A 17,854-nucleotide genomic window follows, 5' to 3' on the forward strand; every position below is an offset into this window, starting at 1 on the left:
ATCCATGCGCCAACCCGATATTGAAATCTACCTGAAAGATGCCGACGTCGATCACAAAGCCATCACCACCTGGCTGACTGCTGACATCGGCCCGTGCAGCGAATGGGTCCAGAAAGGCCAGACCTGGAAGTGCAAGGCGGGCGACATTCCCGTGACCTGGATTCCCAAGGCTGTCGGCAAGTGGAACAGCTTGTGCCTGGACAGCGACAGGACGCCGTGGGAAGACGACATTGCCTGCGCCCGCGCCGCCTTCGCCGCGCTGAACGTCGAAGTTCGCTGCGCGCCGGGAACGTGGGTCGAGGAAGAAAACGAAGAGGACGCCGACCGCTGGATTCGCATCAGTGCCGACGGCGAAGAAGAGATCACTTGGCGCACGTCATAGACCTTGGCAACCCTTACAGCGCACCCTCTTCATATGTAGGTGCCTGTGACCTGTGGCAGCGAGCCAACTGTCTTTAACGCCCCTTCGATCAGCGACATGACGCTGGACGCCTTCCCGGCTAAAGCCGGTCCAACGAAAAGCTCGTAGCGTCCGTGAGACCGGCTAGACCCGGTCCTACGAAATGTTTGCAGCGTCTGTAGGACCGGCTTTAGCCGGGAATGGGTCGGTGCATGTTGTGTAGATGCAGTGGCTTTCCAACCGCCGACTTGGTGGCGGATGCACCCGCGTCTTGGTGAGCGAGCTCATTCCCACTGCAGGCCCTGCAATCTCACCTTGTGCCCAACTTTGCCCATCCCCGCCATATGCGGCAAACTGGCCGCCTCGTGGGCCCGGCCCCTTTCAGCAGAATTCGTATGACCCGCTCCCCGTTTCGTCGCCTTGTGTTTGGCACCCTGCGCCGCCTGCTGTACCTGTGGGTACGGTCGGAGACAATCAATCAGTCGTCGTTCACCCTCAATCTGGATCGCAGCCGCCCTGTGTTTTACGCGCTGCAAAACCCGTCGTTGAGCGATCTGGCGGTCCTTGATCGCGAATGCCGCAAAGCCGGTCTTCCGCGGCCTGTGCTGTCGGTGGTGGTGGGCAATCTCTCGGAACTTGCGGCGTTCTTTTACCTGACCCCGGAGCCTGACTGGCTCGGGCGTCAGGACAAACGCGGCGCACCGCCGACGCTTGAACGACTCGTCGGTGCGGTCAGCCAGAATGCCGCCGAAGACGCGCAGATCATTCCGGTAAGCGTGTTCTGGGGGCAATCTCCGGACAAGGAAGACAGCCCGTGGAAACTGCTGTTCGCCGACAGTTGGGCCGTGACCGGGCGCCTGCGCAAGTTCATCACCATTCTGATTCTGGGGCGCAAGACCCGCGTGCAGTTCTCCGCGCCCATTCACCTGCGCGAGCTGGTCGACGAAAACAAAGGTTACGAGCGCACCGTGCGCATGGCACAGCGTCTGCTGCGGGTGCATTTCCGGAATCTGAAAACCGCCGTCATCGGACCGGATCTGTCCCATCGGCGCAATCTGGTCAAAGGGCTGGTGGCGGACCCGCTGGTCAGGCAGGCCATTCTCGATGAGGCGGCGCGGGAGAAAATCCCTGAGGCCAAGGCCCGCGAAAAGGCGCTGCACTACGGCAACGAAATCGCCTCGGACTACACCTACACCGCCATCCGTTTCCTGGAAGTGGTGCTCAGCTGGTTCTGGAACAAGATCTACGACGGCATCAAGGTCAGTCATCTGGAAGGCGTGCAGAACGTCGCCCAAGGCAACGAGATCATTTATGTGCCGTGCCACCGCAGCCATATCGACTATCTGTTGCTGTCGTATCTGCTGTTTCGCAACGGCCTGACGCCACCGCACATCGCCGCCGGCATCAACCTCAACATGCCGGTGATCGGCAGCCTGCTGCGTCGTGGCGGCGCGTTTTTCATGCGTCGCACGTTCAAGGGCAATCCGTTGTACACCGCAGTGTTCAACGAGTACCTGCACACCCTGTTCACCAAGGGTTTTCCGGTGGAGTACTTCGTCGAAGGCGGACGCTCGCGCACCGGACGCATGCTGCAACCGAAGACCGGCATGCTGGCCATCACGCTGCGCAGCTTTCTGCGCAATTCGCGGATGCCGATCGTCTTCGTGCCGGTCTACATCGGTTACGAGCGCGTGCTCGAAGGGCGTACCTACCTCGGCGAACTGCGTGGCGCTGCGAAGAAAAAAGAGTCGATTTTTGACATTTTCAAAGTCATCGGCGCGCTCAAACAGCGTTTTGGCCAGGTGTCGGTGAACTTCGGCGAGCCGATCCGGCTGACCGACTTCCTCGATCACGAACAACCGGACTGGCGCAGTCAGAGCCTTGGGCCACTGTTCAAACCCGCGTGGCTGAACGAGACCACTCATCGCCTCGGGGAGCGCGTCGCGCAGCATCTGAATGAAGCAGCAGCGGTCAACCCGGTCAATCTGGTGGCGCTGGCCTTGCTCTCCACCCACAAGCACGCGCTGGACGATCAGGCGCTGGCCCGTGTGCTGGATCTGTATCTGACGCTGCTGCGCCAGGTGCCCTACTCGCCGCATACCACCTTGCCCGAGGGCGACGGTCGGGCGCTGATCGAGCACGTCAAAGGCATGGACCTGTTGTCCGAGCAAAAGGACGCGCTGGGCAAGATTCTGTATCTGGATGAGCAGAATGCGGTCCTGATGACGTACTACCGCAACAACGTCCTGCACATCTTCGCGCTGCCCTCGCTGCTGGCCAGCTTCTTCCAGAGCTCGTCACGGATGAGCCGCGAGCAGATCCTGCGCTTCGCCCGTGCGTTGTATCCGTATCTGCAATCGGAGTTGTTCATTCGCTGGTCGCTCGACGATCTGGACGCCGTGATCGACCAATGGCTGGCGGCTTTCGTCGAGCAAGGGCTGCTGCGCTTCGAGAAGGACGTGTACCTGCGGCCGGCACCGAGTTCGCGGCACTTCGTGCTGCTGACCTTGCTGTCGCGCGCCATCGCGCAGACCCTGCAGCGTTTCTATATGGCGATTTCGCTGCTGCTCAACAGTGGCCAACACACCCTGACCGCCGAAGAACTCGAAGACCTGTGCACGATCATGGCCCAGCGCCTGTCGATCCTGCATGGCCTGAATGCCCCGGAATTCTTCGACAAGAGCCTGTTCCGCCACTTCATTCAAACGCTGCTGGATCAGGACGTCCTGCGCAAGGACGAGGCCGGCAAACTGGGCTATCACGAACTGCTCGGCGAACTGGCTGAAGGTGCAGCCAAACGGGTATTGCCAGCTGAAATCCGTTTGTCGATTCGTCAAGTGGCACTGCATCGCAATGACGAGGTCGTAGAAACAGGCCCGAGCGCCTAGACCCTGTTCAATGCCCGCGTGGCGGCGGCCGATCCGACGCTGCGCGATAAGGAGTTGCATCCCATGAAACACGTACTGCTGACCCTGATGGCTACCGTACTGGCAGCCTGCGCCAATGCCCCGGACAACCTGCCCGGCTCTGTCGACGGCGAGGTGTTTTACCTGCAACGCATGGCCCTGCCGCCCACCGCAACGCTGAAAGTCACCTTGCAGGATGTGTCCCGCGCCGATGCACCGGCCCAGACGCTCGCCAGCCAGAGCGGCCCGATCAAAGGCCAGGTGCCGCTGCCGTTCCACCTGACCTACGACCAGAAACTGGTTCAGCCGGGCCACACCTACGCCGTCAGTGCGCGCATCGAAGTCGATGGTCAGCCGCTGCTGGTCAGCACCGAACGCTACACTGTGGACCTGACCCTGGAAGAAAAGCCGCCGGTGAAGATCCGCGTGAATCCGGCGCACTAGTCGATCCCGATTTACCCAACATTTGAAAAGGACACGCCCCATGCTGCTTCGCTCTCTCTCGTTCACTGGCCTGTGCGCCGGACTGTTGCTGTCGGCCAGCGCCTTCGCGCTGTCGCTGGGTGACCTGTCGCAATCGGACGCGACCGGCGGCCTGAAAGACGCCTTGACCCAAGGCGCGCAGATCGCAGTGAAACAGCTGGGCGTGCCGGGCGGCTTCAGCAACAACAAGGATGTGCGCATCGAGCTGCCGGGCAATCTGGGCAAGGTCGCCAAGAAGATGAAGCAGTTCGGCATGGGCGCGCAGGTCGACCAGCTGGAAACCAGCATGAACCAGGCCGCCGAGGCCGCCGTACCGCAGGCTCAGGCGCTGCTGGTCGATGCCGTGAAAAAGATGAGCGTGTCCGACGCCAAAGGCATTCTGAGCGGCGGCAAGGATTCGGCGACCCAGTACCTGAACAAATCCAGCCGCGAGCAGATCCGCGCCAAGTTCCTGCCAATCGTCAAACAAGCCACGGACAAGGTCGGCCTGGCGCAGCAGTACAACTCGTTCGCCGGTCAAGCCGCGACCCTCGGCGTGCTGGACGCGAAGAACTCGAACATCGAAGGCTATGTCACCGAAAAGGCGCTGGATGGCCTGTTCGAGATGATCGCCAAACAGGAAGAAGGCATCCGCGCCAATCCGGCCGCGGCAGCGACGGGCCTGGCGAAAAAGGTGTTCGGCGCTTTGTAATGCGGGGCCAGGTGCGGTCGGCGCGTTCGACCGACCCCACCTGCAGAAGCGCTTGTTCGCTGAAAGTGATGTCGATGCCAGTCATCGCACAGCCCACCGCAATGGCGGGCAAGCGCGCTTTCACTCCTCAGAAAGAAGCCTGAGCCGCTTTGCGCTCACGGCGATTCCCCCTCCTCTTTCCTGACCCTGAACCACGCAGCGTAAAGCGCAGGCAGGAACAGCAGCGTCAGCGCGGTCGCCACGATCAGGCCGCCCATGATGGCCACGGCCATGGGCCCGAAGAACACGCTGCGTGACAGCGGAATCATTGCCAGCACCGCAGCGAGCGCCGTCAGCACGATCGGACGGAAGCGCCGGACGGTGGCCTCGATGATTGCCTGCCAGCGCTGCAGACCGGCCGCGATGTCCTGCTCGATCTGATCGACCAGAATGACCGAGTTGCGCATGATCATGCCGGACAGTGCGATGGTGCCCAGCATGGCGACGAACCCGAAGGGCTGGCGGAAGATCAGCAGGAACAGCGTCACACCGATCAGGCCCAGCGGCGCCGTCAGAAAGACCATGAACGTCCGTGAGAAACTGCGCAGCTGGATCATCAGCAGGGTCAGCACCACAACGATGAACAGCGGCACACCGGCGTTCACCGAATTCTGCCCACGGGTCGAGTCCTCCACCGTGCCGCCCACTTCCAGCAGATAGCCGTCGGGCAATTGAGCGCGCACCGCCTCAAGCGTCGGCAGTATCTGATTGACCAGCGTCGCAGGTTGCTCCTTGCCATAGATATCCGCCCGGATCGTCACGTTCGGCAGCCGGTTGCGGTGCCAGATGATGCCCTCTTCGAAGCCGTATTCCAGTGTCGCGACCTGCGACAGCGCAACGCTGCTGCCGTTGGCGGTGGGCACTGAAAGACTCGACAGACCGCCGAGTTCGTGGCGTTCCTGCTCGGTGCCGCGCAGCAGGATCTCGATCAGTTCGTCGTCCTCTCGATACTGGCTGACCGCCGAGCCCGTCAGCTGACTTTGCAGGAAGCGCGACAGGTCGGCGGTGGTGACGCCAAGCGCCCTGGCACGATCCTGATCGACATTGAGGTAGACGACCTTGCTCGGCTCCTCCCAGTCCAGATGGACGTTGACCACGTGAGGGTTTTCCCGAACCTTGAGGGCGACCTTGCGGGCCAGCGCGCGCACGTCATCGATGTGCTCGCCGGTGATTCGGAACTGCACCGGATAGCCGACCGGCGGGCCGTTTTCCAGCCGCGTCACGCGGGGCCGAAGCATCGGAAACTGCTCGTCCAGGGTCTGGATCAGCCAAGTGCGCAGAGCTTCGCGGTCCTCGATGGTTTTCGCCAGCACAACGAACTGGGCGAAGCTGGCGGCAGGCAGTTGCTGGTCCAGCGGCAGATAAAAGCGCGGCGAGCCGGTACCGACGTAGGCCACGTAATTATCGACGCCTGCATGTGCCTTGATCATCGCCTCAAGACGCTTCACCTGCTCGGTGGTGTTGCTCAGCGACGCGCCTTCGGCAAGCTTCAGGTCGACCATCAGTTCCAGTCGGCCAGAAGCAGGAAAGAACTGCTGCGGCACGAAACGGAACATGAAGATCGACAGCGCGAACAGCGCGATGGTCAGCACAATGACCGTCTTGCGTCGCCGCACGCACCAGCCCACCAATGACCGCACTCGTTGATAAAACGGTGTCGCATAAGGATCAGGCATGCCCGGTCCCGAGCCGTGCCTGGCAGCGTGCAGCCTGGCCAGATCCGGCAGCAGCCGCTCACCCAGGTACGGGACGAAGACCACCGCCGCCACCCAGGAAGCCAGCAGCGCGATGGTGACCACCTGAAAGATCGAACGGGTGTATTCGCCGGTACTGGACTGCGCCGTGGCAATCGGCAAAAAACCCGCTGCCGTGATCAACGTGCCCGTCAGCATCGGAAACGCAGTGCTGGTCCAGGCGAAACTGGCGGCCTTGAGCCGGTCGTAGCCCTGCTCCATTTTGATCGCCATCATCTCAACGGCGATGATTGCGTCGTCCACCAGCAACCCCAGCGCCAGCACCAGCGCGCCGAGGGAAATCTTGTGCAGGCCGATGCCCAGGTAATACATGGTGGCAAAAGTCATCGCCAGCACCACCGGAATGGCCAGCGCGACGACCATTCCGGTGCGCACGCCCAAGGAGAAAAAGCTTACCAGCAGCACGATGCCCAGCGCTTCGGCCAGCACCTGCACGAACTCTCCGACACTGGTTTTGACCGCGGCGGGCTGGTCCGACACCTTGCGCAGCTGCATGCCGGCGGGCAGGTTTTGTTGCAAACGAGCGAACTCGCCTTCCAGTGCGCGGCCCAGCACCAGAATGTCGCCGCCGTCCTTCATGGCAACGGCAAGGCCAATGGCGTCTTCGCCCATGAAGCGCATGCGCGGTGCGGGAGGATCGTTGAAACCACGATGAACATCGGCCAGATCGCTGATGCGCAAGGTGCGATCGCCCACCCGGATCGGGAAGTCACGTATCTCGTCCACCGTCTGAAAACGGCCGGTCACGCGCAGTTGAACCCGCTCGGCCGGCGTCTCGAAGAAGCTCGTGGCGACGACTGCGTTCTGCGCTTCAAGCGCCTGCTGCACCGCCTGCAACGGCAGGCCAAGCGTCGCGAGCTTGACGTTGGAAAGCTCGACCCAGATCTTCTCGTCCTGCAAGCCGAGCAATTCGACCTTGCCCACATCCTTGACCCGCTGCAGCTGGATCTGGATGCGATCGGCGTAATCCTTGAGCACGGCGTAGTCGAAACCGTCGCCAGTCAGTGCGTAGATATTGCCGAAGGTGGTGCCGAATTCGTCGTTGAAGAAAGGGCCCTGCACGCCGGCAGGAAGCGTCTGACGTATGTCGCCGATCTTTTTGCGGATCTGATACCAGAGCTCCGGCAACCTGGCGGACACCAGCGAGTCGCGAGCCATGAACGTCACCTGCGACTCACCAGGGCGAGAGAACGAGACGATGCGTTCGTAATCACCGGTTTCCATCAGCTTCTTTTCGATACGATCCGTGACCTGACGCGACACTTCCTCAGCGCTCGCGCCCGGCCACAGAGTACGAATGACCATGGCTTTGAAGGTGAAAGGCGGATCTTCGCTCTGACCCAGCTTGGTGTAGGACAACGCCCCCACCACCGCCAGCAGAATCATGAGATACAGGACCATCTGCCGATTGCGCAGCGCCCACTCGGAAAGGTTGAAACGCATCCGTGCTACTCCTCGCCCGCCAGTTTGCCGGCCAGCTTCACCGGGCGATTGCTGCGATCGACCGGACGGACCTGCTCGCCGTCGTGCAGTACATGCACGCCAGCGGCCACGACCCAGTCGCTGGCCTGCAACCCACTCAACACCGGCACGGACTCCTGTCCATAAGGACCGGTCTGCACCGGCACGCGCTTGAGGGTGTTATCGCTTTGCAGGCGCAAGACGTAGGTCACGCCCTTTTCTGCGGTCAACGCCGAGAGCGGCACCGACAAGGGCACGCTGCGCTCGGACAGAATGAACACGCGCGCGCTCTGGCCCAGCTCAGCCGGGACTTTTCCGCCTGCAAAGGCGATCCGCGCGGCGAACGTGCGAGACCGGGGATCGGCGGCTGGGGAAAGTTCGCGAATGCGGCCGGCGAAGCGTTGCTCCTTCTGAGTCCACAACTCCACCGAAACCGGGTCGCCGATCTTGAAACGACCGTAATTCTGCTCAGGCAGACTGATCGACACCTCGCGCTCACCGTCCGCGGCCAGGGTGAATACGGTCTGCCCGGCGGCCACCACCTGACCGACTTCCACCAGACGCTTGGCGATCACGCCGTCCTGTGAGGCACGAAGCACCGCGTAGCGGGTCTGATTGTCGGCGACGTTGAGTTCGGCTTTGAGCTGCCTGAGACGGGCATCGCCTGCGCGATAAAGATTTTCGGCGTTGTCGTATTGCGACTTGCTGACCATCTGCCGGTCCATCAGCGTCTTGTAACGGTCACGCTCGGAACGGACCATTTGCAGATTGGCTTCGGCGGCTGCGACTTGCGCGCGAATGGCATCAAGCTGCAAGCGCACGTCTTGGGCGTCGAGCTCGGCCAGTGGCTGGTCAGCCCTGACTCGCTCGCCCTCCTCGACCAGGCGCTTGCTGACTTTTCCGGGAATGCGAAAGGCCAGTTCAGGCTCGAACCGGGCGCGCACTTCACCAGGGTAACTGTCCATGGATTGGGACGACGGCAGCGGTTGCACTACCATGGCCGGACGCACGGTGGCCGGGGCTGACACGTCCTGACCGCATCCCGCCAGCACCGACACCAGGCTGACTGACACGACAAGGAACAAGGCATCGCGAATCATGGTGAGGCACCTTGGCAAGAGAGCTTGGAATAATTGTACTGGCGAGTATATTAAAAATTACCAAACTGAACAGTCTACTAACCCGAAGAATATGCCCGAAGAACGAATGACCGACCCGACATCCTCCGCAGGCCCCGGCCGCCCCAAGGATCTGGCCAAGCGCCAGGCAATTCTGGAAGCCGCGAAAAACCTGTTTGTACGCAATGGATACGCAAGTACCAGCATGGATGCGGTCGCCGCTGAGGCCGGGGTTTCCAAGCTCACGGTCTACAGCCATTTCAACGACAAAGAGACGCTGTTTTCAGCCGCCGTGGTGGCCCGCTGCGAGGAGCAGTTGCCTGAACTCTTCGTGGAAGTCGGGTCTCAGGAACCGGTGGAAAAAGTGTTGCTGGGTATTGCGCGAGGGTTTCAGACGCTGATCAACAGCCCTGAATCCATCGAACTGCATCGGCTGATGATCGCGCTGGGCACACAGGACACGACGCTCTCACAGGTGTTTTTCGAGGCGGGACCGCAACGCATCCTTCACGAGATGGAGCGCTTTCTGACGCGGGTGAACGACACCGACGGCTTGCACTTCGACTCACCGGCAAGTGCCGCCGGGCATTTCCTGAGCCTGATCAAAGGCGTGTGCAATTTCCGCCTGCTCATCGGGAATGGCGGCATCCCGGATGAGCAGACAGGTGAGCAGCACGTGCGGGAAGTGGTGGCGTTGTTTGTGAAGGCCTATCGCGCCGAATAGACACCGGCCGTTGCTGGCGCGCGCTTGCCCGCCAGGCCGCGTGTCAGCCAGCTCCCATGGTTCTGACATCGCGCAATCGAGGGCAAGCGCGCTCTTATACAGACTGGATGGGCCAATCAGGCCTTCAAAGCCTTCTTCGGATAAATGTCATACCGGCTGGATTTGCCGTCCAGCGCATAGCTCGGCTTGACGCCCTCGATGCAAGGCGCCTTGCGCGGGCGCTTGACCACCACCCGGTGGGTAGCCAGCGCCAAGGCCGCCTCCAGCAGGGCCGGCGCGTCCATGTCATCGCCTACCAGTGGCCGGAACAGCCGCATTTCCTTCTTCACCAGCGCGGTTTTCTCACGGTGGGGAAACATCGGATCGACATAAATCACCTGCGGTGGCTCGCCCTGCCAGTTGCGCATCAGCTCGATGGAATTGCCGGTGAGCAGGCGCATCTGGCCGATGATGCTGCCCACTTCAAGGTCTTGCGCTCCGCGCGCCAGACCGTCTTCCAGCAACGCGGCGATGATGGGTTGGCGTTCGATCAGGCTCATCTCGCAGCCAAGGCTCGCCAGCACGAATGCGTCTTTGCCCAGGCCTGCCGTCGCATCCAGCACCGTTGGCCGCACGCCCGGTTGAATCCCGACCGCCTTGGCAATCATCTGCCCGCTGCCGCCGCCGAATAGCCTTCGATGAGCCGCCTTGCCTTCGATGAAATCCACTCGCACCGGGCCCGGAACGTCGTCGCCCAGTTGCTGCAATTGCAGCCCGTCGTCACTCACTTGCAGGGCAAAATCGGCTTCGGCATCCTCCATCGGCAGACCCAGGCGATCGGCCCACTGCGCAGCTTGCTGCTGCCCCTCGACGGTCAGGGATTCCACCCGGATGCGGCTGCCCGCTTGCTGCTCAGTCATTTTTTCCACACGCTCGAATTTTCTAAATGATCGGCAACCTCTGCCGATAACGAAAGTATCCGGCATTTTGCCAGACCCACGGCATGTACTGAGCGCTTATGTCAGACATTCAGCAAACATCCTCGATAGGCTATTTGACGTACGCAGGCGACTACAGCGTACGCAATACCGAAACCCTGAGCGGCGTCACGCAGCTCTGGCAGGATGCGTTTGCCCGTGCAATGGCCCAGCAGGTCGATGACAACGCGGGCACTTTGCCCGAGCACAGCCCGGTCGTCGCGACGGATGCCATGACTGGCGAGCCGATTGCGGGCGCCAAGACATTGAGCAAGATTGTCGAGCAGCGTGAGTGCCCGGTGGCAGACAAGGAAATCGCGCCGCCTGAGCCGCTGTTTCTGCCCATCGCCGAATTCGAATGGGAACTGGCCAAGCCCGCCGAGCCGTTCAGCGCCAACGAAATGATCGAGCAACAGCGCAACCTGGAAATCGACAGCAACTGGGTGCGCCCGACCGTGCTCAACCCTTACGACGACAGCGTCGATCCCGGCCCCGGACCTCAGCCACGACCGCTGTTCCTGCCGATCGCCGAGTTCGAGTGGGACCTGGCCGACAAGCCTGCCACGCCCTACAGCGCCGAAGAAATGACCGAACAGCAACGCCATCTGGCATTCGACAACGGTTGGGCACGACCGATTGTTCTGCAGAACCTGCGCATTGCCGCGTGACGAAGCGCCGCTCTTCATCGCAGGAGCGCAGTTACAGCATCACCTGGCACTCACCGACACACCCGCCAGCGTCCCATGTCCACGTGAAAATGATTGCGGTGGGCCGCGTTATAGTCCGGACCGAGGACCGTACTGAACTGCCGACAGGCGCCATCCCGGATCAGCCTCAGAAACTTCCCGTTATCGCCTTCATCTTTCCAGTCCCTGAGTACAGAAATGCGTCGCCCGTCCGCCAGACGAAAACCTGCGATGTCCAGCGCGTTCGCAGAAGCATGCTGACTGAGCCTGCCCTCGCTGCGGTTGTAGACATTGCGGCAGGCGAAGCTGCCCAGATGATCGACCTGACTCACCCGTTGCCCGAACACCCTTTCAGCGGCAGGTTGCAGCGTGTGGAGATCGAACAGCGCGTAGGCCAGGGCCAGACGACAGCTGGACAGAAAACTGCTGCTTAATGCCACGTCACCGCCCTGGATACGCACAACATTGTTCAATGGACATTTGGCCTGCGGGCCACTGTCAGCCTGAAGTGCGTAGCGCAGCGTCGACGTTTGTAACGCCTGTTCGCACAACGCCGGATCATCTTGCAGGCGCCAGAGTTTGAAAGAGGTCATCAGGTTGGGCTCGTTGCGCACGTTCAGCGGCGCCCAAGGGTTCCAGCGATCCGGCAGCGGGAGCCAGCCGCGCCAGACCGACACGAGCAGCGTTGCGCAGAGCAGCAAGAGGAGCAGCAACAGGGTCGATCCGCGCATGCAGTGTGATATCCCGGTCAGGAAAGCGTCACTGTATCGACCTCAAAGCAGGCCGAGTTGCTCCACCTCAGGACCGCGATCCAGTTCAGGCAGGGCCGGCAGGCCAGGCAGCAATGTCGTCAACTGCTGATGAAAACGCCGGGCCAGTTCCGGGGCCCGAATGTTGTCGGGCGTGTGCAGAAACACATACGGGGTGCGCCCTTCTTCAATCCAGCCCGCGACTTTCAGCGCCCATTGCCGAACGAAGCCATCGTTGGCCTCAAGCTGCGGATGACCGATGAAGCGAACCTGCGGGAACAGGGTGAACGCGGCAGGACGTGCCGGGACTTTTGGCTTTTTCGACTGCGCGAGCAGCACCGCCGGATCGCTGGAAATGCAGCTGAACAACGGCCGCGAGTCCAGACAGATGCGCTCGACACCGGCATCCAGAAGCAGCCGATTGAGCAGGCGCTCCTCCTCGCCCTTATTGAAGAACGCCATGTGGCGAACTTCCACCGCCAGCGGCCTGCCTTGGAAGGTGTCGATGAAGGCGGCGAGTTCGCCCAGGCGGTCGGGCGTGAAGGTTGCTGGCAGCTGCAGCCAAAGCGGCTGGACACGCGGCCCCATCGGCGCGAGGAGTTGCAGGAAATCTTCGGCAGCGCCCAAGTGTTCACGCAGGTCGCCGCCATGGCTTATTTCACGGGGAAATTTGGCGGTAAAGCGAAAATGCTCAGGCTGCGCCTGTACCCAGCGCTCGACGGTCGCAGGCGCGGGGCGTGCGTAAAACGTGGTGTTGCCCTCAACGGCGTTGAAGACCTGCGCATAGAGATGGAGGAATTCAGTGCTGCGGGCATCTTCGGGATACAACGATCGGCGCCAGGCGTTTTCACTCCAGGACGGACAACCGATGTAGTAAGGCGGATTGACGACGTTCAAACGTGAAGGTCAAGCCCCGAGACTTCAAGATCCCAGTCGACGAAGGTGGAAGTCGTCAGGTAGCTGCTCAGCGCGTGGGCGACACGGGTGCTCATGGCGCGCGGGAAGATGATGTCCTGCTGACGAGCTGGCACATTGGCCGTGTTGCCGGTCTGACGCCGAGCCGATTGCGGGATCACTTCAACGTCGTCTATCACTTCCTCGAAAGTGCTGTCGACCGTTGCAGAGCCTTTCCGAGGCTTGCGCTTTATCGTGTACGAACGTTGTGACGGACCGGTGATTCGCATCATGCTTACTCGGCGTTATATAGTGGCAATTTAATCTCACGAAGCGCCCTGAAGCAAACTCGCGAACGATAACTAGACCACAGTTATTACAAAACGTTTAAAGCCACCGGGCAGAAAATGCCGTTTTGTCGCCGAACGGTAGTGATTGTTGTGACTTGAGTCGCAGATCCTGCGTGTTTACCGATTGAACAACGCAGGTTATCGCACTCGATCCGAGGCGTGTGCGGAGCCTGCCTCCAGCCGCAGAAGATCCCCCATTTCCCGAATGCGCGCGGCTTCAGCGCGCCTTCGGGGTCGCAACTTTGTCGCGCAGATAAACAGGTTGTGCATCATCGGCAACGATGGCCTCGCCGCGCTGCCAGGCGAACGCCGCCAGCGTCAGCAGATCTTCGGCATGCGGGAGCATGCTGGCGTCCTGTCCCGACAAACTCACGGGAATTCGTGATGCGTAGCCCCAGCCTGTGCCCGCGCCAAACCACTGGCCCGAAGCATCGAGCGGCAGCGCCGCCTGCTCGGGCGGCATGACCGCTTCCTCGCCTGCCAGACGCATCTCGCCGGCTGATTCGCGATAGCAGCCCCAATACACTTCGTCCATGCGCGCATCGATAGCCGCCGCAACCTGCGTTGCACCGTGTTCGCGGTAGGCGCGTTGCGCCAGCACCGCCAGATTGGAGACCGGCAAGACCGGACGATCAAGGCCGAACGCGAGCCCCTGCACCACGCCGATGGCGATGCGGACGCCGGTGAAGGCACCCGGCCCACGGCCGAATGCAATGGCGTCAAGCGCCGACAACCCGATACCGGCCTGCGCCAGCAGTTCCTTGATCATCGGCAACAGTTTTTGCGCATGCAGGCGCGGGATCACCTCGTAGTGGCTCAACACTTTGCCGTCGTGCAGCAAAGCGACAGAGCAGGCTTCAGTGGCGGTGTCCAGGGCCAGCAAGGTCGTCATCGGGGTTTCCACGGTTATGCGAAGGAGGGTTTCAGGAAAAGGTGCCGCATTATAAACAACAACGGCCCGCAAGCGGGCCGTCGTTCACTGTGTCGATCGAGGGATCAGCCCAGTGCTTCGTTCACCTTGGCGGTGATTGCTTCCACCGAACCGACGCCTTCGATACTGCTGAACTTCGGCGTGCCATCGGTGGCTTGCAGCTTCTTGTAGAACTCAACCAGCGGCTCGGTCTGCGCGTGATAGACCGACAGACGATGGCGAACGGTTTCTTCGACGTCATCCTTGCGCTGAACCAGCGGCTCGCCAGTGACATCATCCACGCCGGCTACTTTCGGCGGGTTGAATGTCGTGTGGTAAACGCGACCCGAACCTTCGTGCACACGACGGCCGGAAATGCGCTGGACGATTTCTTCGTCGTCGACTTTGATTTCGACCACGTGATCGATCGCCAAGCCAGCATTCTTCAGGGCTTCTGCCTGAGGGATGGTGCGTGGAAAACCGTCGAACAGGCAGCCATTGGCGCAGTCGGGTTGAGACAGGCGATCCTTGATCAGACCAATGATCAGGTCATCGGAAACCAGACCGCCGCTGTCCATGACGCTTTTGGCCTTCAGACCCAGTTCGGTGCCCGCCTTGACCGCTGCACGCAGCATGTCCCCGGTCGAGATTTGCGGGATGCCGAATTTCTTGGTGATGAACGTAGCCTGAGTACCTTTACCGGCCCCGGGAGCTCCCAGCAGAATCACGCGCATTGTTGTGCTCCTCAATTTTTATAGAGATTTCGTCGGATTCGCCTAAATGGGGCCAATCACTTAAAAAAGATTTACTGACCCAACGGCCAAAGGCTGATCAAGATACACAGCCGATTCATGCCGCACAAGACGCCGAAAGTCGCAGCAACCCGCGAGAAACCAGTAGCTTGGCAACGATCGCTGCGTTGGTAAGACCCGGTGCAACTTCGCCGATGCGCAGCGTTTCCGATCTGACAGGCGCCGCGAGATGAAGGCCGTCGCCCTCACCCGCGTACGAAAAGTCGCGTCAGCCCGTATTGCGCAATCCGGCGGCAATACCCGCGACAGACACCAGCAGCGCCTGTACCAGAGGACTGTCCAGAGTCGCCTCCTGGCTGCGGGAACGCGCCAGCAATTCGGCCTGCAATAGATGAAGGGGATCGAGGTAAGTATTGCGCAGGCTGATGAACTCCAGCGTCTCGGGGCTGTGGGCCAGCAACTGCGACTGACCGGTCAGGCCGAGCACCACTTGGCAAGCCTGCGACAATAGGTCGCGTAAATGCGCACCCAAATGCTGCAGGCCTGGCTCGACCAGACGCTCGTCATAGAGCTGCGCAATGTCGCTGTCCGCTTTGGCCAGCACCATTTCCAGCATGTCGATACGCGTGCGGAAGAACGGCCACTGCTCACGCATCTGTGCGAGCAATTCGCCCTGACCACGGTCGAGCGCCTTGCGCAGCGCATCTTCCCAGCCCAGCCAGGCGGGCAGCATCAGGCGAGTCTGAGTCCAGGCGAAGATCCACGGAATTGCGCGCAGGCTTTCAACACCGCCTTCGCGACGCTTGGCCGGGCGACTGCCGAGCGGCAGACGTCCGAGCTCCTGCTCAGGTGTGGCCTGGCGGAAATATTCGACGAACTCCGGATGTTCGCGCACCACGGCGCGGTAGGCAGCGACGCCGTCCGCCGCCAGTTCATCCATCACCTGCCGCCAGGCGGGCTCCGGCAAAGGCGGCGGCTGCAATGTCGCCTCGAGCACCGCGGCCAGATAGAGGTTGAGGTTCTGCTCGGCGATGTCGGGCAGGCCGAACTTGAAGCGAATCATCTCGCCCTGTTCCGTGGTGCGGAAACGACCGGCGACCGAGCCCGGTGGCTGCGACAGGATCGCCGCGTGAGCCGGGCCGCCGCCACGTCCAACCGTGCCGCCACGACCATGGAACAGCAGCAGTTCGACTTCCTGCGCGCGACAGATCTCCACCAGTTTTTCCTGCGCCCGATACTGTGCCCACGCCGCAGCAGTGGTGCCTGCGTCCTTGGCGGAATCGGAATAGCCGATCATGACTTCCTGCGGGCCATGCAGCCGCAGGCGATAGCCTGGCAGGCTAAGCAGATGCTCGATCACCGGGCCGGCGTTGTCGAGGTCAGCGAGGGTTTCGAACAAAGGCACAACGCGCATTGGCCGCTGCAACCCGGCCTCTTTGAGCAGCAGTTGAACGGCGAGCACGTCGGAAGCCGCGCCTGCCATGGAAATCACGTACGACCCCAGCGACGCCGCGGGCGCAGCAGCCACTTCACGGCAGGTGGCGAGCACTTCTGCGGTGTCATCGGCCGGTTTGAAATGCCCCGGAAGCAGCGGCCGCTTGTTGCTCAGTTCACGCAGGAGAAAGTCGATGCGCGTCTCTTCGTCCCACTCGTTGTAACGCCCCAGGCCCAGATAGCTGGTGATCTCGGTCATGGCTGCGCTGTGACGCGTCGAATCCTGACGCACGTCGAGCTTGACCAGAAACAGCCCGAAGGTGACTGCGCGACGAAGGCAATCGAGCAACGGACCGTCCGCAATCACGCCCATTCCGCACTCATGCAGCGACTGAAAGCACAGCTGCAACGGCTCGAGTAATTCGCGATTGTCGTGCAGCACGCCCTCAGGCGCTGGCTGCGTCACGCTCAATGATGCATGGGCCCAGTTACGTGTGGCGCGAAGACGTTCGCGCAGTTTTTTCAACACGCTGCGATAGGGTTCTGCGCTGTCTCCGGCGACCGCCATCAATGCAGGGCTGGCCTGCTGCATCGACAGCTCTGCGGCCAGTTGGTCGACATCGCGCAGGTAAAGATCCGCCGCCATCCAGCGTGCCAGCAGCAGGACTTCGCGGGTTACCGCCGCGGTGACGTTGGGGTTGCCGTCGCGGTCGCCACCCATCCAGGACGCGAAACGGATGGGCGCGGCTTCAAGTGGAAGATGCAGCCCCGTGGCGGCATACAGCGCATGGTCGGCCTTGCGCAGGTAATTGGGGATGGCCTGCCAGAGCGAGTTCTCGATGACCGCAAATCCCCACTTCGCCTCATCCACCGGCGTTGGGCGCACGCGCCGGATTTCCTCGGTGTGCCACGCTTCGGCGATCAATCGTTGCAGGCGCTCGGTGATCTGCTCGCGCTCCAGCCGGTTCAGATCGCGATGGTCGAGCGCTGCGAGCTGAGCGGCAATGGCGTCGTACTTCTGAATGAGGGTCCGGCGCGCGACTTCGGTCGGATGAGCCGTGAGGACCAGTTCGATCTCCAGCTTGCCCAACTGCCGCGCCAGCGCTTCCTGCCCGTGCCCGGATTGCTTCAGACGCTCCAGCAGCTCAGGCAATACCCGAGACTCGAAGGGTTGCGGCTTGCTGTCGTCGCGACGATGAATGAGTTGATACTGCTCGGCGATGTTGGCGAGGTTGAGAAACTGGTTGAACGCCCGCGCCACGGGCAGCAACTCATCTTCGCTCAGGCTCTCCAGATTGGAGCTCAGCTGCTCGGTGCTTTGAGTGGAGCCATGCCGCCCGGCCTTGGCGCTCTTGCGAATACGCTCGATCTTCTCGAGAAAATTAGCTCCGTGCTGATCACGAATGGTGTTGCCCAACAGCTCACCCAACAGGTGAACGTCCTCGCGCAATCGTGCGTCGATGTCTGCCATCCAGCCTTCTCCTTCAGCGTTTTTTATTCTGTCGCGACTCGATCCGGACGCCCCGAACTGAACGCCCTCGCCTGTT

At 61.4% G+C, this 17,854-nt stretch carries 15 protein-coding genes; 6 read left to right on the forward strand and 9 right to left on the reverse strand.

The features are described 5' to 3' along the window. Positions 1-4 precede the first annotated feature (4 nt). The 4 genes from QRN36_RS00655 to QRN36_RS00670 all read left to right on the forward strand — a co-directional run bounded on the left by QRN36_RS00655 (position 5) and on the right by QRN36_RS00670 (position 4,480). Positions 5-382, forward strand: a complete 378-nt coding sequence (locus QRN36_RS00655) for a hypothetical protein (RefSeq protein ID WP_285422384.1) — start codon at positions 5-7, stop codon at positions 380-382. 413 nt (positions 383-795) lie between these two features. Continuing rightward, positions 796-3,288, forward strand: coding sequence for a glycerol-3-phosphate 1-O-acyltransferase PlsB (plsB, locus tag QRN36_RS00660; protein WP_285422385.1), 2,493 nt, complete (start codon positions 796-798; stop codon positions 3,286-3,288). A 63-nt stretch (positions 3,289-3,351) separates the two neighbouring features. After that, positions 3,352-3,750, forward strand: a complete 399-nt coding sequence (locus QRN36_RS00665) for a YbaY family lipoprotein (RefSeq protein WP_093463266.1) — start codon at positions 3,352-3,354, stop codon at positions 3,748-3,750. Between the two features lie 40 nt (positions 3,751-3,790). Further along, on the forward strand, positions 3,791-4,480 hold the full coding sequence (locus QRN36_RS00670) for a DUF4197 domain-containing protein (RefSeq protein WP_285422386.1): 690 nt from the start codon (positions 3,791-3,793) through the stop codon (positions 4,478-4,480). Between the two features lie 155 nt (positions 4,481-4,635). Here the strand turns inward: QRN36_RS00670 and QRN36_RS00675 are convergent, their stop codons facing one another. Then, positions 4,636-7,716, reverse strand: coding sequence for an efflux RND transporter permease subunit (locus QRN36_RS00675; RefSeq protein ID WP_285422387.1), 3,081 nt, complete (start codon positions 7,714-7,716; stop codon positions 4,636-4,638). A gap of 5 nt (positions 7,717-7,721) precedes the next feature. Continuing rightward, a complete protein-coding gene (locus QRN36_RS00680) occupies positions 7,722-8,834 on the reverse strand; it encodes an efflux RND transporter periplasmic adaptor subunit (protein WP_285422388.1) in 1,113 nt (370 codons plus the stop codon). A gap of 106 nt (positions 8,835-8,940) precedes the next feature. Between QRN36_RS00680 and QRN36_RS00685 the strand changes: the two genes are divergently transcribed. Beyond that, entirely contained in the window at positions 8,941-9,576 is a 636-nt protein-coding gene (locus QRN36_RS00685; protein ID WP_285422389.1) for a TetR/AcrR family transcriptional regulator, read from the forward strand. Between the two features lie 116 nt (positions 9,577-9,692). On the opposite strand, the gene QRN36_RS00690 is transcribed toward QRN36_RS00685, so the two are convergent. Beyond that, on the reverse strand, positions 9,693-10,475 hold the full coding sequence (locus tag QRN36_RS00690; protein ID WP_285422390.1) for a class I SAM-dependent methyltransferase: 783 nt from the start codon (positions 10,473-10,475) through the stop codon (positions 9,693-9,695). Positions 10,476-10,573: 98 nt separating this feature from the next. Between QRN36_RS00690 and QRN36_RS00695 the strand changes: the two genes are divergently transcribed. Beyond that, positions 10,574-11,200 (forward strand): energy transducer TonB, encoded by a 627-nt coding sequence (locus QRN36_RS00695; protein WP_285422391.1) that lies wholly within the window; start codon positions 10,574-10,576, stop codon positions 11,198-11,200. Between the two features lie 50 nt (positions 11,201-11,250). Here the strand turns inward: QRN36_RS00695 and QRN36_RS00700 are convergent, their stop codons facing one another. From QRN36_RS00700 to ppc, 6 genes are all read right to left on the reverse strand, one after another. After that, positions 11,251-11,949 (reverse strand): extensin family protein, encoded by a 699-nt coding sequence (locus tag QRN36_RS00700; protein WP_285422392.1) that lies wholly within the window; start codon positions 11,947-11,949, stop codon positions 11,251-11,253. A 42-nt stretch (positions 11,950-11,991) separates the two neighbouring features. Beyond that, the gene (locus QRN36_RS00705) at positions 11,992-12,864 is read right to left on the reverse strand and encodes a DUF72 domain-containing protein (protein ID WP_285422393.1); all 873 of its coding nucleotides are present in this window, start codon (positions 12,862-12,864) and stop codon (positions 11,992-11,994) included. After that, positions 12,861-13,151 (reverse strand): hypothetical protein, encoded by a 291-nt coding sequence (locus tag QRN36_RS00710; RefSeq protein ID WP_093464167.1) that lies wholly within the window; start codon positions 13,149-13,151, stop codon positions 12,861-12,863. The genes QRN36_RS00705 and QRN36_RS00710 overlap by 4 nt, the downstream gene beginning before the upstream one ends. Before the next feature lie 277 nt (positions 13,152-13,428). Beyond that, on the reverse strand, positions 13,429-14,103 hold the full coding sequence (gene tsaB / locus QRN36_RS00715) for a tRNA (adenosine(37)-N6)-threonylcarbamoyltransferase complex dimerization subunit type 1 TsaB (protein ID WP_285422394.1): 675 nt from the start codon (positions 14,101-14,103) through the stop codon (positions 13,429-13,431). A gap of 104 nt (positions 14,104-14,207) precedes the next feature. After that, complete coding sequence (gene adk / locus QRN36_RS00720; RefSeq protein WP_093463235.1) at positions 14,208-14,855, reverse strand: adenylate kinase; 648 nt, start codon at positions 14,853-14,855, stop codon at positions 14,208-14,210. Positions 14,856-15,141: 286 nt separating this feature from the next. Next, a complete protein-coding gene (ppc, locus tag QRN36_RS00725) occupies positions 15,142-17,778 on the reverse strand; it encodes a phosphoenolpyruvate carboxylase (RefSeq protein ID WP_285422395.1) in 2,637 nt (878 codons plus the stop codon). Between the last annotated feature and the right edge of the window lie 76 nt (positions 17,779-17,854).

It is taken from the genome of Pseudomonas sp. efr-133-TYG-103a, assembly GCF_030209235.1.
In the GTDB taxonomy this organism is placed as follows: domain Bacteria; phylum Pseudomonadota; class Gammaproteobacteria; order Pseudomonadales; family Pseudomonadaceae; genus Aquipseudomonas.

Excerpts from the sequence above, each read along its gene's own strand:
- QRN36_RS00655 (WP_285422384.1), top strand. The coding sequence starts at position 5 with ATGCGCCAACCCGATATTGAAATCTACCTGAAAGATGCCGACGTCGAT.
- plsB (WP_285422385.1), top strand. The coding sequence starts at position 796 with ATGACCCGCTCCCCGTTTCGTCGCCTTGTGTTTGGCACCCTGCGCCGC.
- QRN36_RS00665 (WP_093463266.1), top strand. The coding sequence starts at position 3,352 with ATGAAACACGTACTGCTGACCCTGATGGCTACCGTACTGGCAGCCTGC.
- QRN36_RS00670 (WP_285422386.1), top strand. The coding sequence starts at position 3,791 with ATGCTGCTTCGCTCTCTCTCGTTCACTGGCCTGTGCGCCGGACTGTTG.
- QRN36_RS00675 (WP_285422387.1), bottom strand. The coding sequence starts at position 7,716 with ATGCGTTTCAACCTTTCCGAGTGGGCGCTGCGCAATCGGCAGATGGTC.
- QRN36_RS00680 (WP_285422388.1), bottom strand. The coding sequence starts at position 8,834 with ATGATTCGCGATGCCTTGTTCCTTGTCGTGTCAGTCAGCCTGGTGTCG.
- QRN36_RS00685 (WP_285422389.1), top strand. The coding sequence starts at position 8,941 with ATGACCGACCCGACATCCTCCGCAGGCCCCGGCCGCCCCAAGGATCTG.
- QRN36_RS00690 (WP_285422390.1), bottom strand. The coding sequence starts at position 10,475 with ATGACTGAGCAGCAAGCGGGCAGCCGCATCCGGGTGGAATCCCTGACC.
- QRN36_RS00695 (WP_285422391.1), top strand. The coding sequence starts at position 10,574 with ATGTCAGACATTCAGCAAACATCCTCGATAGGCTATTTGACGTACGCA.
- QRN36_RS00700 (WP_285422392.1), bottom strand. The coding sequence starts at position 11,949 with ATGCGCGGATCGACCCTGTTGCTGCTCCTCTTGCTGCTCTGCGCAACG.
- QRN36_RS00710 (WP_093464167.1), bottom strand. The coding sequence starts at position 13,151 with ATGCGAATCACCGGTCCGTCACAACGTTCGTACACGATAAAGCGCAAG.
- tsaB (WP_285422394.1), bottom strand. The coding sequence starts at position 14,103 with ATGACGACCTTGCTGGCCCTGGACACCGCCACTGAAGCCTGCTCTGTC.
- adk (WP_093463235.1), bottom strand. The coding sequence starts at position 14,855 with ATGCGCGTGATTCTGCTGGGAGCTCCCGGGGCCGGTAAAGGTACTCAG.
- ppc (WP_285422395.1), bottom strand. The coding sequence starts at position 17,778 with ATGGCAGACATCGACGCACGATTGCGCGAGGACGTTCACCTGTTGGGT.